Raw genomic sequence first — 16,576 nt, 5'->3', positions numbered from 1 at the left:
GCCGCCGAACCGGGCGTCCGGGCGCGGGCCCTCCCGCGCGGCGTTCCCTGGCAGACCCCCGGAGAGGTTGACGTCCCGATGTCGAACGAAGACAAGCTCCGCGACTACCTGAAGCGGGCGATCGCGGACCTCCACGAGACCCGCGAACAGCTCCGCGAGGCGACCGAGCAGCACCGGGAGCCGATCGCCGTGGTCGGCATGGCCTGCCGGCTGCCGGGCGGGGTCGCCTCCCCGGAGGAGCTGTGGGACCTGGTGCGCGACGGCGTCGACGCCGTCTCCGCCTTCCCCGCCGACCGCGGCTGGGACCTGCCCGAGGGCGCCGTCACCTCCCGCGAGAGCGGCTTCCTGCACGACGCCGGCGAGTTCGACGCCGCCTTCTTCGGCATCTCGCCGCGCGAGGCCCTCGCGATGGACCCCCAGCAGCGGATCCTCCTGGAGACGGCCTGGGAGGCCGTCGAACGGGCCGGCATCGACCCCGGTACGCTGACCGGCACCCAGACCGGGGTGTTCGTCGGCGCCGGCCACGGCGGCTACGACAGCGCCTCGACCGCCGGTGGCCAGGTCGCCGAGACCGCCGCCGGGCACCTCCTGACCGGCAACACCGTCAGCGTCGCCTCCGGCCGCATCTCCTACGTCCTCGGCCTGGAGGGCCCGGCCGTCACGGTGGACACCGCGTGCTCCTCCTCGCTGGTCGCCCTGCACCTCGCCGTCCAGTCGCTGCGCCGCGGCGAGTGCACCCTCGCGCTCGCGGGCGGCGTGACGGTGATGTCGAGCCCGCAGATGTTCACCGAGTTCTCCCGGCAGGGCGGCCTCGCCGCCGACGGCCGGTGCAAGCCCTTCGCGGCGGCGGCCGACGGCACCGCGTGGAGCGAGGGCGCGGCCGTGCTGCTGGTCGAGCGGCTCTCGGACGCGCGGCGCCTCGGGCACCCGGTGCTGGCCGTGGTGCGCGGCTCGGCCGTCAACCAGGACGGTGCGTCCAACGGGCTGACGGCGCCCAACGGGCCGTCCCAGCAGCGGGTGATCCGGGCCGCGCTGGCCGACGCCGGTCTGACGCCCGCCGAGGTGGACGTCGTCGAGGCGCACGGCACCGGCACCCGCCTCGGCGACCCGATCGAGGCCCAGGCCCTGCTCTCGGCCTACGGTCAGGGCCGGGAACGGCCTTTGCTGATCGGGGCGTTGAAGTCCAACACCGGCCACACCCAGGCGGCCTCCGGCGTGGCCGGGGTGATCAAGACGGTACTCGCGATGCGGCACGGTCTGCTGCCGCGCACCCTGCACCTCGACGCCCCCACCCCGCACGTCGACTGGAGTGCCGGTACTGCCGAACTCCTGGGCGAGGCCCGGGAATGGCCCGCCAACGCGTGGCCCCGGCGCGCGGCCGTGTCCTCCTTCGGCGTGAGCGGTACCAACGCGCACGTGGTGCTGGAGGCGGCGCCGGCGGAGCCGGTCGGGGACGTCGCGCCTGCGGTGGTTCCCGGGGCGGCGCTGCCCTGGGTGCTGTCGGCGCACGACGGGACGGCCCTGCGGGCCCAGGCCGGACGCCTGGCCGCCCACCTGCGGACGCGCGAGCCGCTCGACCCGGCCGACGTCGCGTACTCCCTGGCGACCGGCCGGGCCGCCATGGCCCACCGGGCCGTCGTCGTCTCGGCGGACCCGGAGGAGCGCCTGCGCGCCCTGGACGCCCTGGCAGCCGGGGGCGGGGGAGCGGGACTGGTGACGGGCGCGGCGGAGAAGGGGGCGACGGCGTTCCTGTTCTCCGGTCAGGGGTCGCAACGGCTGGGTATGGGGCGGGAGTTGTCCGCCCGGTTTCCGGTGTTCGCCCGGGCCTTCGACGAGGTGTGCGGGGCGCTCGACCCGGCGCTGCGGGAGGTGGTGTGGGGTTCGGACGCGGAGCTGCTGAACCGGACGGAGTACGCCCAGGCGGGGTTGTTCGCGGTCGAGGTGGCGCTGTACCGGCTGCTCGAATCGCTGGGTGTGCGGCCGGAGTTCGTGGCCGGGCACTCGATCGGTGAGGTCGCGGCGGCGCACGTGGCGGGGGTGTTCTCACTGGAGGACGCGTGCGCGTTGGTGAGTGCTCGTGGTCGGTTGATGCAGGCGCTGCCGTCGGGTGGTGCGATGCTCGCCGTGCAGGCGACGGAGGAGGAAGTCCTGCCGTTGCTGGGCGAGTTCGTCTCGATCGCCGCCGTCAACGGCCCGCGCTCGATCGTCGTCTCGGGTACGGAGGAGGCCGTCGGGGCGGTTCACCAGCACTTCGCCGACCGCAAGACCACGCGACTGCGGGTCTCGCACGCGTTCCACTCCCCGCTGATGGACCCGATGCTGGCGGACTTCCGCGAAGTCCTCAACGGCCTGAGGTACCAGGCCCCTTCGATCCCGCTGGTCTCCAACCTCACCGGTGAACTCGGCGCAGACGTCACCACTCCCGACTACTGGGTACGCCACGTCCGCGAGGCCGTCCGCTTCGCCGACGGCATCCGTACGCTGCACGCCGCCGGTGTCACCCGCTTCCTCGAACTCGGCCCGGACGGCGTCCTCACCGCGATGGCGGCCGAGTCGCTGCCCGCCGAAGCGGCCTCGGCCGCCGCGCTCCGCAAGGACCGTCCCGAGGAGCCGGCCCTCCTGGAAGCCCTCGCCCGCCTGCATGTGCGCGGCGCGGGCCCGGACTGGGCGGCGGTGCTCGCCGGATCCGGTGGCCGCCGCGTCGACCTGCCCACCTACGCGTTCCAGCGGCAGCGCTACTGGCTGCCCGAACTCCAGCGCCGGGACGCGGTCGCACCCTCGGCCGATCCGGTCGAGGACGCGTTCTGGACGGCCGTCGAAGCCGGGGACCTGCGGGAGGCGTCCGCCGTCCTCGGGATCGCGGAGGAGTCCGCCGAGGCCTCGCTGGACCGCCTGCTGCCCGTCCTGGCCTCCTGGCGCGGGCAGCGGCGCCTGCTCGGCGCGCTGGACGGGTGGACGTACGGGACGAGCTGGGTGCCCGTGCGCGGCCTCACCGACGTCGTCCCGCCCGGCCGTTGGCTCGCCGTCATCCCGGCGGGCGACGCGGCCGACTGGGCCGCCGCCGCCGTCGACGCCCTCGCCGAGCGCGGGCTGCGGATCGAGCGGGTGGCCGGGACGGAGGCCCTGGCCGCGGTGCTCGCGGACGCCCCCGCCGAGCCGCCCGTCGGTGTCCTGTCCTTCCTCGCCGCCGACGGGCGGCCGCACCCCGACCACCGCCTCGTCCCCCGCTACCTGCCCGCGACCGTCGAACTGCTGCGCACCCTGGAGGCCGCCGGAGGACCGGCGAGGCTCTGGTGCCTCACCCGGGGCGCCGTCGCCGCCGAGGGCGCGGACCGGGTGAGCGAGCCCGAGCAGGCGCAGCTGTGGGGCCTCGGCCGGGTGGCCGCGCTGGAGCACCCGCAGCGCTGGGGCGGCCTGATCGACCTGCCCGCCGCCCCCGACGCCCGCACCGCCGTCCGGCTGGCCGGCCTCCTCGCCCAGACGGCCGAGGACCAGCTCGCCCTGCGCGGCTCCGGCGCCCACGCCCGCCGCCTGACCCGCCGTCACCTCCCGTCGGTGCCCGGCCGCGCGGCGGCGCTGCCGCGTTCCGTGGTGGAGGAGCAGGAGGCGGTGGGCCGGGCCGTGCCGACCGCCGACCCGGGCGGTGCGACGCCCGGGCCGGACGCCCCCGACGGCTGGGCCGCTCCCGACGGCTGGGCCGCCCCCCGGGGCACCCTGCTCGTCACCGGCGGCACCGGTGCCCTCGGCGCCCACGTCGCCCGCTGGCTGGCCCGGGCCGGTGCCGAACACCTCCTCCTGGTCGGCCGCCGTGGCCCCGGGGCCCCCGGAGCGCCGGAGCTGGGCGACGAGCTGGCCGCCCTCGGCGCCCGCGTCACCATCACCGCCTGCGACGTCGCCGACCGCGACGCGCTCGCCGCCCTGCTCGCCGCCGTGCCCGCCGAGTACCCGCTGGCCGGCGTCGTCCACGCCGCCGGCGTCCTCGACGACGGCGTGCTGGAGAGCCTCACCGCCGACCGCTTCGACACCGTGCTCCGGGCCAAGGCCGCCTCCGCCCGCAACCTGCACGAGCTGACGGCCGGGCACGACCTGGCGCTGTTCGTCCTGTTCTCCTCGATCACCGGCGTCCTCGGCAACCCCGGCCAGGCCAACTACGCCGCCGCCAACGCCTACCTCGACGCCCTCGCCGAGCACCGCCGCGCCGCCGGGCTGCCCGCCACCGCCGTCGCCTGGGGCCCCTGGGCCGGGGACGGCATGGCGGGGGACCACCCGGGCCTCACCGGGCGGATGCGGCGCAGCGGGCTCGCCCCGATGGACCCGGAGCGGGCGGTCGCCGCGCTGCGCCGGGCCGTGCAGGCGGACGCCTCCGGCCTCACGGTGGCGGACGTCGACTGGAGCGCGCTCGCCCCCGTGCTCACCGCCGCCCGGCCGAGCGCGCTGATCGCGGAGCTGCCCGAGGCGCGTCGCACGGTCCACCCGGGCGCCGTCGCCACCACGACCACCGGGTCCCCACTGGCCGATCGGCTGCGCGGGCGCGGTGCCGAGGAGCAGGAACGCCTGCTGCTGGAGCTGGTCCGCACCGAGGCCGCCGCCGTCCTCGGGCACGTCTCCACCGCGACGGTGGACGCCGGCCGGGCGTTCCGGGAGCTCGGCTTCGACTCGCTGACGGCGGTCGAGCTGCGCAACCGGCTCACGGCCGCGACCGGCCTGCGTCTGCCCGCCACCCTGCTGTTCGACCGGCCGACACCGGCCGCCGTCGCCGCCCATCTGTGCGCCGAGCTCGCGGGCCCGGCTGCGGGCGAGACGTTCGGAGTCCTCTCCCCCGCCACCGCCCTCGCGGCCGACGAGCCGATCGCGATCGTCGCGATGGCCTGCCGCTTCCCCGGCGGCATCGAATCGCCGGAGGACCTCTGGCGGCTGCTGGCCGAGGGCCGCGACGCGGTGGGCCCGTTCCCGGCGGACCGGGGCTGGGACACCGACCGCCTGCACCACCCCGACCCGGACCACGAGGGCACCAGCTACGTCGCCGAGGGCGCGTTCCTCACGGCGCCCGCCGACTTCGACGCCGCCTTCTTCGGCATCTCCCCCCGCGAGGCCCTCGCGATGGACCCCCAGCAGCGGCTCCTGCTGGAGACCGTCTGGGAGGCGGTGGAGCGCTCCGGCATCGACCCCGGGGCACTGCGCGCCTCCCGGACCGGGGTGTTCGTCGGCTCGAACTTCCAGGACTACCACCTGCTGCTGGACCCGGCCAGGGAGGGCGTCGCCGGGCACGTGATGACGGGCAACGCGGCGAGCGTGATCTCCGGCCGCATCTCCTACACCCTCGGTCTGGAGGGCCCGGCCGTCACGGTCGACACCGCGTGCTCGTCCTCGCTGGTCGCCCTGCACCTGGCCGCCCAGGCCCTGCGCCGGGGCGAGTGCTCGCTCGCGCTGGCGGGCGGCGTGACGGTGATGTCCACGCCGCAGGTGTTCGTCGAGTTCTCCCGCCAGCGAGGCCTGGCCCCCGACGGCCGCTGCAAGCCGTTCGCCGCCGCCGCCGACGGGACGGGCTGGGCCGAGGGCGTCGGCGTGCTGCTGGTCGAGCGGCTCTCGGACGCGCGGCGGCTCGGGCACCCGGTCCTGGCCGTCGTGCGCGGCTCCGCGGTCAACCAGGACGGCGCCTCCAACGGCCTGACGGCGCCCAACGGCCCGTCCCAGCAGCGGGTGATCCGGGCCGCCCTGGCCGACGCCGGTCTGACACCCGCCGAGGTCGACGCCGTCGAGGCGCACGGCACCGGCACCCGCCTCGGCGACCCGATCGAGGCCCAGGCCCTCCTCGCCACCTACGGCCAGGACCGCGAACTCCCGCTGCTGCTGGGCTCGGTGAAGTCCAATCTCGGCCACACCCAGGCCGCCGCCGGGGTGGCGGGCGTGATGAAGACCGTGCTCGCGATGCGGCACGGCGAACTGCCGAGGTCGCTGCACATCGACGAGCCGACCACGCAGGTCGACTGGACGGAGGGCGCCGTCGAGCTGCTGAGCGAGGCCCGGGCCTGGCCCGAGACCGGACGGCCGCCGCGCGCCGGTGTGTCCTCGTTCGGCGTCAGCGGGACCAACGCCCATGTGATCCTCGAAGCGGCCCCCGCGCCCGAACCGCTGCCCGAGGCATTGCCCGAGCCGCTGCCCGAGCGCCCGGCCGGCGCCCGCCCGCTGCCCTGGCTGCTGTCCGCCCGGACCCCCGAAGCCGTGCGCGCGCAGGCCCGCCGCCTCGCCGCCCACGTCCGGGCGGCCGAGCCCGCCCTCGACGACGTCGCCCGCTCCCTGGTCACGACCCGCGCCGCCCTGGAGCACCGGGCCGCCGTCGTCGCGCCCGACCGGGCCGGGCTGCTGGACGGCCTGGACGCGCTCGCCGACGACCGCGCCACCCCCGCCGTCCTGGTGGGACAGGCCGCGGGGGAGGGCGCACCGGTCTTCGTCTTCCCCGGCCAGGGCGCGCAGTGGGCCGGCATGGCCGTCGAACTCCTCGACACCTCACCGGTGTTCGCGCAGCGCTTCGCCGAGTGCGCGACGGCGCTGGAGCCGTTCACCGACTGGTCGGCGACGGCCGTGCTGCGCGGCGAGCCCGGGGCGCCCGGCTTCGACCGGGTCGACGTCGTGCAGCCCGTGCTGTTCGCCGTCATGGTGTCGCTGGCCGAGCTGTGGCGCGCGCACGGCGTCGAACCGGCCGCCGTGCTCGGCCACTCGCAGGGCGAGATCGCGGCCGCCTGCGTGGCCGGCGCGCTCTCCCTCGATGACGCCGCCCGGGTCGTCGCCCTGCGCAGCCGGGCGATCCGGCGGCTCGCGGGCCTCGGCGGCATGGTGTCGGTGGCCGAACCGGTCACGGCCGTCCGTGAGCGCCTGGCGCGCCGGGACGGACGCGTCTCCGTCGCCGCCGTCAACGGCCCCGGCTCGGTGGTGGTCTCGGGCGATCCCGAGGCCCTGGACGAGCTGGTCGCCGACTGCGAGCGGACCGGTGTGCGGGCCCGCCGGATCCCCGTCGACTACGCCTCGCACTCCGCGCACGTCGAGCGCATCGAGCACGAGCTGCTCGACCTCCTCGCCCCGATCGCCCCGCGCAGCGCCGACGTCCCGTTCTGCTCGACCGTCACCGGTGCGGTGATCGACACGGCCGGGCTGGACGCCGCCTACTGGTACCGCAACCTGCGCCACACCGTGGAGTTCGAGCAGGCCACCCGCACCCTGCTGGCCGCGGGCCACCGGGTGTTCGTCGAGGTCAGCCCGCACCCCGTGGTGACCACCGGCGTCCAGGAGACGATCGAGGACAGCGGCCTGCCCGCCGCCGCCCTCGGCACGCTGCGCCGCGACGAGGGCGGCCCCGGCCGCTTCCTCCTCGCCCTGGCCGACGCCCGCAACCACGGCGCCCGGGTGGACCGGGACCGCCTGTTCGCCGGCACCGGCGCGCGCGCCACCGAGCTGCCCACGTACCCGTTCCAGCGGCAGCGCTACTGGCCGCGTCCGGGCACGACGGGCGGCGACGTCACCACGGCCGGCCTCGCGGCGCCGGAGCACCCGCTGCTCGGCGCCGCCGTCGAACTCGCCCAGGGCGGCGGGCTGGTGGCCACCGCCCGGTGGTCGCTGCACACCCACCCGTGGCTCGCCGACCACGCCGTCGCGGGTACCGTCGTGGTGCCCGGGGCGGCGCTGGTCGAAGCGGTCGTCCGGGCCGGTGACGAACTCGGCTGCGGGCGCATCGAGGAACTGACCCTGCACGCGCCCGTCCTGCTGCCCGAGCGCGGCGCGCTCCAGGTGCAGATCGAGGTCGGCGCCCCGGACGACACCGGCCGGCGCCCGGTCGCGCTGCACACCCGCCCGGCCGACCCGGACGCGCCGGAGGGCTGGACCCGGCACGCCGACGGCTCCGTCGCCCCCGACCGCACCCCCGCCGGGGCCGAGCCCGCGCCCGCTTCCGCCGCCTGGCCGCCCGCCGGCGCCGAGCCGATCGACGTGGGCGGCTTCTATCCGGGCCTGCGCGAGCAGGGCTACGGCTACGGCCCGGTGTTCCAGGGCGTGCGCGCCGCCTGGCGGCTCGGCACCGCCGTCCACGCCGAGGTCGAGTTGCCCGCGCCGGCCCGCGCCGACGCCGCCCGCTACGGCCTGCACCCCGCCCTCCTCGACGCCGCCCTGCACCCCGCAGGCCTCGGCCCGCTGAAGGGCCGCCCCGGGCTGCCGTTCGCCTGGACCGGCGTCACCCTGCACGCCGGCGGTGCCACCGCGCTGCGCGTGACGCTCACCCCGGCCGGGCCCGACGCGGTGTCCGTCACGATGGCCGACCCGGCCGGCCGGCCGGTGGCCGCCATCGAGGCGCTGGCCGTGCGCCCGCTCGCCGAGGGCGCCCTCGACCCGGCCGCCCGGGTGGCCCGCGAGGCGCTCTTCCACCTGGACTGGCCGGCCCTGACCCTCCCCGAGCCGGGCCCGGCCCCCGCCCGCTGGGCCGTCCTCGGTGAGCCGCCCGCCCACGCGGCGGCCCTCGCCGAGGCGGGCGTCACCCTCGCCGAAGACGCCGACGCCGACACGGACACTGACGCCGACGCGGACACCGACGCCGCGCTGACGCTCGTCGAGCTCAGCGGCGACGAACCCCTGCCCGCGCTCGAACTCGCCCTCGCCGTCCTGCAGACCTGGCTCGCCGACGCCCGTCCCGACGCCACCCTGCTCGTGACCACCCGCCGCGCCGTCGCCGCCGACCCCGCCGAGGACGTCCACGACCTGCCCGCCGCCGCCGTCCACGGCCTGGTCCGCTCCGCCCAGAGCGAGCACCCCGGCCGGATCGTCCTCGCCGACCTGGACGACGACCCGGCCTCCTGGCGCGCCCTGCCCGCCGCGCTCGCCACCGGGGAACCCCGGCTCGCGCTGCGCCACGGCACCGCCCACGCCCCCCGGCTGGCCCGCGCCCACACCGCGGAGCCGCTGCCCGTGCCCGACGGCCCGTGGCGGCTCGACATCCGCGCCAAGGGCACCGTCGACAACCTCGAACTCCTGCCGAGCCCCGACGTGGCCGCGCCGCTCGCCGAGGGCGAGGTCCGGATCGAGGTCCGGGCCGCCGGCCTCAACTTCCGCGACGTCCTCAACGCCCTCGACATGTACCCGGGCGGCGCCCGCTTCCTCGGCTCCGAGGCCGCCGGCGTCGTGCGCGAACTCGGCCCCGGCGTCACCGGACTCGCCGTCGGCGACCGCGTCATGGGCATGATCCCCGGCGGGTTCGGCCCGCTCGCCGTCACCGACCACCGCCTGCTCGCCCGCGTCCCCCGGGGCTGGACCTTCGCCCAGGCCGCGTCCGTGCCCGTGGTCTTCCTCACCGCGTACTACGCGCTGCGCGACCTCGCGGACCTCCGGCCCGGCGAACGCCTCCTCGTCCACGCCGCGACCGGCGGCGTCGGCATGGCCGCGACCCAGCTCGCCCGGCTCTGGGGCGCCGAGGTCTACGGCACCGCGAGCGCGTCCAAGCAGCACCTGCTGCGCGCCGACGGCCTGCCCGACACCGCCATCGCCTCCTCCCGCACCCTCGACTTCGAGGAGCGCTTCCGCACCGCCACCGGCGGCGAAGGGGTGGACGTCGTCCTCAACTCCCTCGCCGGGGAGTACGTCGACGCCTCGCTGCGCCTCCTCGGGCCCGGCGGACGGCTGATCGAGATGGGCCGGACCGACGTCCGCGACCCCGACGAGGTCGCCGCCGCCCACCACGGCGCCCACTACCGGGCCTTCGTCCTCCAGGAGGCCGGGCCCGAGCGGATCGGCCGGATGCTCGCCGACCTGGTCGAGCTGTTCGAGCAGGGTGCCCTGCGCCCCCTCCCGCTCACCTGCTGGGACGTCACCCGCGCCCGAGAGGCCTTCCGGTACATGGCCCAGGCCCGGCACACCGGCAAGATCGTGCTCACCGTGCCGCGCCCCTGGGACGCCGACGGCACCGTCCTGATCACCGGCGGCACCGGCACCCTCGGCGCCGAACTGGCCCGCCACCTGGTCACCGCGCGCGGCGCGCGGCATCTGCTGCTGGCCGGCCGCAGCGGCCCCGACGCCCCCGGCGCGGCGGCCCTGGCCGAGGAACTGACCGCCCTCGGCGCCGAGGTCACCCTCGCCGCCTGCGACACCGCGGACCGCGCCGCCCTGGCCGCGCTGCTGGCCGCCGTGCCCGCCGAGCACCCGCTCACCGCCGTCGTCCACGCGGCCGGCGTCCTCGACGACGGCGTGGTCGAAGGCCTGACGCCCGACCGGCTCGCCGCCGTGCTGCGCCCCAAGGCCGACGCCGCCCGCCACCTGCACGAGCTCACCCGCGGCCTCGACCTCGCCGACCTCGTGCTGTTCTCCTCCGCCGCCGGTGTCTTCGGCTCGCCCGGCCAGGGCAACTACGCCGCCGCCAACGCCTGGCTCGACGCGCTCGCCCAGCACCGCCGGGTCACCGGCCTGCCCACCACCGCCCTCGCCTGGGGCCTGTGGGCCCAGGCCAGCACCATGACCGCCCACCTCGGCGCGACCGACCGGGCCCGCGCCGAACAGTCCGGCGCGCTCACCCTCAGCACCCCCGACGGTCTCGCCCTGTTCGACGCCGCCCTCGCCGACCACCGCGCCCTGCTCGTCCCGGTCCGCCTCGACACCGCCGCCCTGCGCTCGCGCGGCGCGGCCGAACTCCCCGCCCTGCTGCGCTCCCTGGTGCGCGCCCCGGCCCGCCGCACCGCGCAGGGCGCCCAGGCCGCCGACGGGCTGCGCGCCCGCCTCGCCGGGCTCACCGCGGCCGACCGCGCCGCGGCGCTGCTCGACCTGGTGAGCGGCTGCACCGCGGCCGTCCTCGGCCACTCCTCGGCCGAGCAGGTCCACGCCGCGCGGCCGTTCCGCGACCTCGGCCTGGACTCGCTGACCGCCGTGGAACTGCGCAACCGCCTCAACTCCGCGACCGGCCTGCGGCTGCCGGCGACCCTGGTGTTCGACCACCCCACCCCCGGGGCGCTCGCCGGACACCTGGCCGACGGCCTCACCGGCACCGGCACCGGCACCGGCGGGGCGACCGGGACCGGCGCCGCGGTGCGGGCCGCCGACGAGCCGATCGCCGTCGTCGGCATGGCCTGCCGCTTCCCCGGCGGCGTCGCGACCCCCGAGGACCTGTGGACCCTGCTCTCCGCCGGCACCGACGCGATCGCCCCCTTCCCCGCCGACCGCGGCTGGGACCTCGACCGCCTGTACGACGGCATCCCCGACCACCCCGACTCCTCCCGCACCCGCGAGGGCGGCTTCCTCACCGACGCCGCCGGCTTCGACGCCGCCTTCTTCGGCGTCAGCCCCAACGAGGCCCTCGCGATGGACCCGCAGCAGCGGCTGCTCCTGGAGACCGCCTGGGAGGCCGTCGAACGGGCCGGCATCGACCCCGGCACGCTGCGCGGCAGCCGTACCGGGGTGTTCGCCGGCCTGTCCTCCAGCGACTACCTCGACCGGGTCACCCGCGTCCCCGACGAGGCCGCGCCGTACCTCAGCACCGGCAACGCGGCGAGCGTGATCTCCGGCCGGGTCGCCTACACCCTCGGCCTGGAGGGCCCGGCGGTCACCGTCGACACCGCCTGCTCGTCCTCCCTGGTGGCGCTCCACCTCGCGGTCCGCGCGCTGCGCGGCGGCGAGTGCACGCTCGCCCTCGCGGGCGGCGTCACCGTCATGTCGACGCCGATGATCCCGGTCGACTTCGCCCGCCAGCGCGGGCTGGCCCTCGACGGCCGCTGCAAGCCGTTCGCCGACGCCGCCGACGGGACCGGTTTCTCCGAGGGCGTCGGCGTGCTGCTCGTCGAGCGGCTCTCGGACGCCCGGCGCAACGGGCACCCGGTGCTGGCCGTCGTCCGCGGCTCGGCCGTCAACCAGGACGGTGCCAGCAACGGGCTCAGCGCGCCGAACGGCCCGTCCCAGCAGCGGGTGATCCGGGCCGCCCTGGCCGACGCCGGTCTGACGCCCGCCGAGGTGGACGCCGTCGAGGCGCACGGCACCGGCACCCGCCTCGGCGACCCGATCGAGGCCCAGGCCCTCCTCGCCACCTACGGCCAGGACCGCGAACACCCGCTCCTCGTCGGCTCGGTGAAGTCCAACCTCGGCCACACCCAGGCCGCCGCGGGCGTGGCCGGCGTCCTGCGCACCGTCCTCGCCCTGCGGCACGCCGCCCTCCCGCAGAGCCTCCACATCGACCGGCCCACCAGCCACGTCGACTGGACGCAGGGCGCCGTCGAGCTGCTCACCGAGGCCCGCGACTGGCCCGCCACCGGACGGCCCCGGCGGGCCGGCGTCTCCTCCTTCGGCCTCAGCGGCACCAACGCCCACGTGATCCTCGAACAGGCCCCCCGAGCGGAGTCCCCGCAGGAGCCCGAACCGGCCCCCGCGCCCGAGCGCCCCGCCCTGCCCTGGCTGCTCTCCGCCCGCAGCGCCGAGGCCCTGCGCGGCCAGGCCCGCGCCCTGCTCGGCCACCTCGACGGCGCGGCCACCGCACCGCTCGACCTCGCCCACTCCCTGGCCACCGGCCGCGCCCTCCTGGAGCACCGCGCGGTCGTCGTCGGCACCGACACCGAGGACCTGCGGGCCGGCCTCGCCGCGCTCGCCGACGGCACGCCCGCCCCGGCACTCGTCACCGGCCGGCACGGCGCCGGGCGGGACCGCCGGGTCGTCCTGGTCTTCCCCGGCCAGGGCTCCCAGTGGGCCGGCATGGGCGCCGAACTGCTCGACACCGCACCGGAGTTCGCCGAGCGGATCGCCGCCTGCGAACGGGCCCTCGCGCCCTGGACGGACTGGTCCCTGGAAGCCGCCCTGCGCGGCGGGGCCGACGCGCCGTCACTCGACCGCGTCGACGTCGCCCAGCCCGCCCTGTGGGCCACCATGATCGCGCTCGCCGCCTGCTGGCAGGCCCACGGTGTCACCCCGGCCGCCGTCCTCGGCCACTCCCAGGGCGAGATCGCCGCCGCCTGCGTGGCCGGCGCGCTCTCCCTGGAGGACGGCGCCAAGGTCGTCGCCCTGCGCAGCCAGGCCATCGCCCGCGGCCTCTCCGGCCACGGCGGCATGGTGTCCGTCCCGCGGGCCCACGCCGACGTCCTCGCCCGGATCGAGCCCTACGGCGGCCGGATCTCGGTGGCCGCCGCCAACGGCCCGTCCGGCGTCGTCGTCTCCGGCGAGACCGCGGCCCTCGACGACCTGCTGGCCGGCTGCGCCCGAGACGGCGTCCGGGCCAAGCGCATCCCCGTCGACTACGCCTCCCACTCCGCCCAGGTCGAGCGGATCGAGGAGACGCTCCGCGCCGAACTCGCCGGGCTGACCACGCGCGAGGCCCGCATCCCGTTCTTCTCCACCGTCACCGCCGACTGGCTCGGCGACACCCCGCTCGACGCCGGCTACTGGTACCGGAACCTGCGGCAGACCGTCCGCCTGGAGGAGTCCGTCCGCGCCCTGCTCGCCCAGGGCCACGACGCCTTCCTCGAATGCAGCCCACACCCCGTGCTCGCCATGGCCGTCGAGGACACCGCCGCCGAAGCGGGCGCCCAGGCCGTCGTGCTCGGCACCGTCCGGCGCGAGGACGGCGGCCCCGCCCGGCTGCTGACCTCCCTCGCCGAGGCCCACGTCCGGGGCGTGCGGATCGACTGGCGGCCCGTCCTCACCGGCGGCCGGACCGTCGACCTGCCCGGCTACGCCTTCCAGCGCCGCCGCTACTGGCTGGCCCAGGACGCCGCCGGCACCGGCACACCCCTCGAACCCTGCGGGCTGGACGGTGTCGTCCGCCCCGCCGGCACCGACACCGTGCTGCTCACCGGCCGGATCGGCACCACGACCCACCCCTGGACGGCCGACCACCGGGTGCGCGGCACCGCCGTCGTCCCGGGCACCGCGTTGCTCGACTGGGCCGTGCGGGCCGGGGACGAGGCCGGCTGCCCGGGCGTCGCCGAGCTCACCGAGCTCACCCCGCTGACCCTGCCCGAGCACGGCACCGTCGACCTCCAGCTCGCCGTGGGCCCCGCCGACGCCGACGGCCGACGGGCCCTCGCCGTCCACGCCCGACCGACCGGCGCGCCCGACGACACCCTGTGGACCCGCCACGCCGACGGCGTCCTGACCGCCGCCAGCACCGGTGACAGCGCCGACGGCAGCGCCGACGCCAGCGCCGACGGCAGCGCCGCCGCCAGCGCCGACGGCACGTCGCCGGCCGCCTGGCCCCCCGCCGGCGCCCGGGCGACCGACCCCGTGCAGCCCGAGAGCGCCGAGCACGGCGAGTACGGCGAGTACGGCGAGCGGTTCCGCACCGTCCTGGCCCGTTGGCGGCGCGGCGACGAACTGTTCGCCGAGGTCGCCCTGCCCGAGCAGCACCACACCGAGACGGCCGGCTTCCGGGTCCACCCGGGCCTGCTCCAGGCCCTGCTCGCCGCCCTCCCCGGCGGCACCGAGCCCGCTCAGCCCGCCGACTGGCGCGACGTCACCGTCCACGCCACCGGCGCGGCCCTGCTCCGGGTCCGGCTCACCCCGGCCGCCGACGGCAGCCACGCGCTCACCGCCGCCGACGCCGACGGCGCCCCCGTGCTCACCGCCGGGGCCGTCACCGTCCGCCCGATCGCGGCCGAGCACCTCGCCCCGGCGGCCGACCCGCTCTACGCGGTCGACTGGATCCCGGCGCCCGGCAGCGCCGGGTCCGGAGCCGACCCCGAGGCCGTGGCCGTCCTCGGCGGCGACGACGCGCTCGCCACCGCCCTCGGGGCCCGCCGCTACGCCGACCTCGCCGCCCTCACCGCCGCCCTCGACGCCGGCGAGCCCGCACCCGCCACCGTCGTCCACCGCCTCACCGCGACCGACGGCGGCGACCCCGTCACCGGCGCCCACCGCGCCGTCCGGGCCGCCCACGGCCTCGCCCGCGCCTGGCTCGGCGAGCCCCGGCTCGCCGACGCCCGCCTCGCGCTGCTCACCCACGGCGCCGAGGCCGCGACCCCGGCCGACGACGGCACCGACCTCGCCCAGACGGCGGCCCACGGACTCCTGCGCTCCGCCCAGTCCGAGAACCCCGGCCGCTTCCTCCTCGTCGACCTCGACGGCGACCCGGCCTCCGACGCGGCCCTGCCCACCGCCCTCGCCGTCCCCGACGAGCCGCGCCTGACCGTCCGCGGCGGCGAGGTGACGGCACCCCGGCTGCGCCCGGTGGACGGTGCCGGAGACGGCCCGGCGTGGTCCTGGAACCCGGCGGGAACCGTGCTGATCACCGGCGGCACCGGCACCCTGGGCGCCCTCGTCGCTCGCCACCTCGTCACCGCGCACGGCGTCCGCCACCTGCTGCTCACCGGCCGCCGCGGACCGGACGCCCCCGGCGCGGCCGAACTCCTCGCCGACCTGACGGCCCTCGGCGCCGAGGCCCGCGTCGCCGCCTGCGACACCGCCGACCGCGCCGCCCTCGACGCGCTCCTCGCCACCGTCCCCGCCGAGCACCCGCTCACCGGCGTCGTGCACGCCGCCGGCGTCCTGCACGACGGACTGCTCGAAAGCCTGACGGAAGACCAGCTCGCCGAGGTGCTGCGCCCCAAGGTGGACGCCGCCTGGAACCTCCACCAGGCGACCGGGCACCTGGACCTCTCCGCCTTCGTCCTGTTCTCCTCCTTCGCCGCCACGGCCGGCGGCCCCGGCCAGGCCAACTACGCGGCCGCCAACGCCTTCCTCGACGCCCTGGCCCACCGCCGCCGCGTCGAGGGCCGCCCGGCCGTCTCCCTCGCCTGGGGATACTGGGGAGAATCGAGTGGAATGACGTCCACGCTGGACGCCGTGGACATCGCCCGCTTCACGCGCTCCGGCATGCTGCCGCTCACGGCCGTCCAGGGCCTCGCCCTGCTCGACGCCGCCGCCGGCGTGCACCGGCCGCACCTGGCCCCGATCCGGCTCGACCGGCACGCCCTCGGCACGGCCGGCGCCCCGCCGCTCCTCGCCGAACTGGCGCCCCGCCGTGCCGCCGCCCGGCGCACCGCCGCCGGTCCGGCCGGGAACCCGGCGAGCGGCGAACCGGGAGTGCTGGACCGGCTGTCCGGGCTCGCCGTCGCCCAGCAGGAGAAGCTGCTGCTGGACGTCGTCGTCGGCCACCTCGCCGCCGTCCTCGGCCACGGCTCGCCCGAGGCCGTCGAACCCGAGCGCGGCTTCCTCGACCTCGGCATGTCCTCCCTGACCGCCGTCGAACTGCGCAACCGGCTCAACGCCGAACTCGGCCTGCGGCTGCCCACCACGACGATCTTCGACCACCCGTCGCCCACCGCCCTCGCCGGGCGCCTGCGCGACCTGGTCGGCGCACCCACCGGCACGGCCGAGCCCGCCCGGCCCGTCTTCACCGAACTCGACCAGCTGGAGAGCGCGCTCTCCGGCACCGAACTGGACGCCGACTCCCGCACCCGGCTGCTCGCCCGCCTCAAGAGCCTCCAGTGGCGGCTCGACGGCGACGCGACCGAGTCGCCCGCGGCCGCCGACGGTCCGGACGACGCGCTCGACGACACCACCGACGACGAGATGTTCGACCTGATCGACCGCGAACTCGGCCTCGCCTGAGTCCACCCCGTCCGACGCGGCCCGT

The 16,576-nt window shown here is 77.6% G+C and carries 1 protein-coding gene; it reads left to right on the top strand.

Going from position 1 to position 16,576, the window contains the following annotated elements:
- The first annotated feature begins 78 nt into the window (after positions 1-78).
- On the top strand, positions 79-16,551 hold the full coding sequence (locus ACZ47G_RS16505; protein ID WP_465743184.1) for an SDR family NAD(P)-dependent oxidoreductase: 16,473 nt from the start codon (positions 79-81) through the stop codon (positions 16,549-16,551).
- Positions 16,552-16,576: the final 25 nt, after the last annotated feature.

This window comes from Kitasatospora sp. NPDC030952, assembly GCF_055571335.1.
The sequence above is the reverse complement of the archived record's forward strand: the minus strand, read 5'-3'. Positions and strand labels throughout refer to the sequence as shown.

Excerpts from the sequence above, each read along its gene's own strand:
- ACZ47G_RS16505 (WP_465743184.1), top strand. The coding sequence starts at position 79 with ATGTCGAACGAAGACAAGCTCCGCGACTACCTGAAGCGGGCGATCGCG.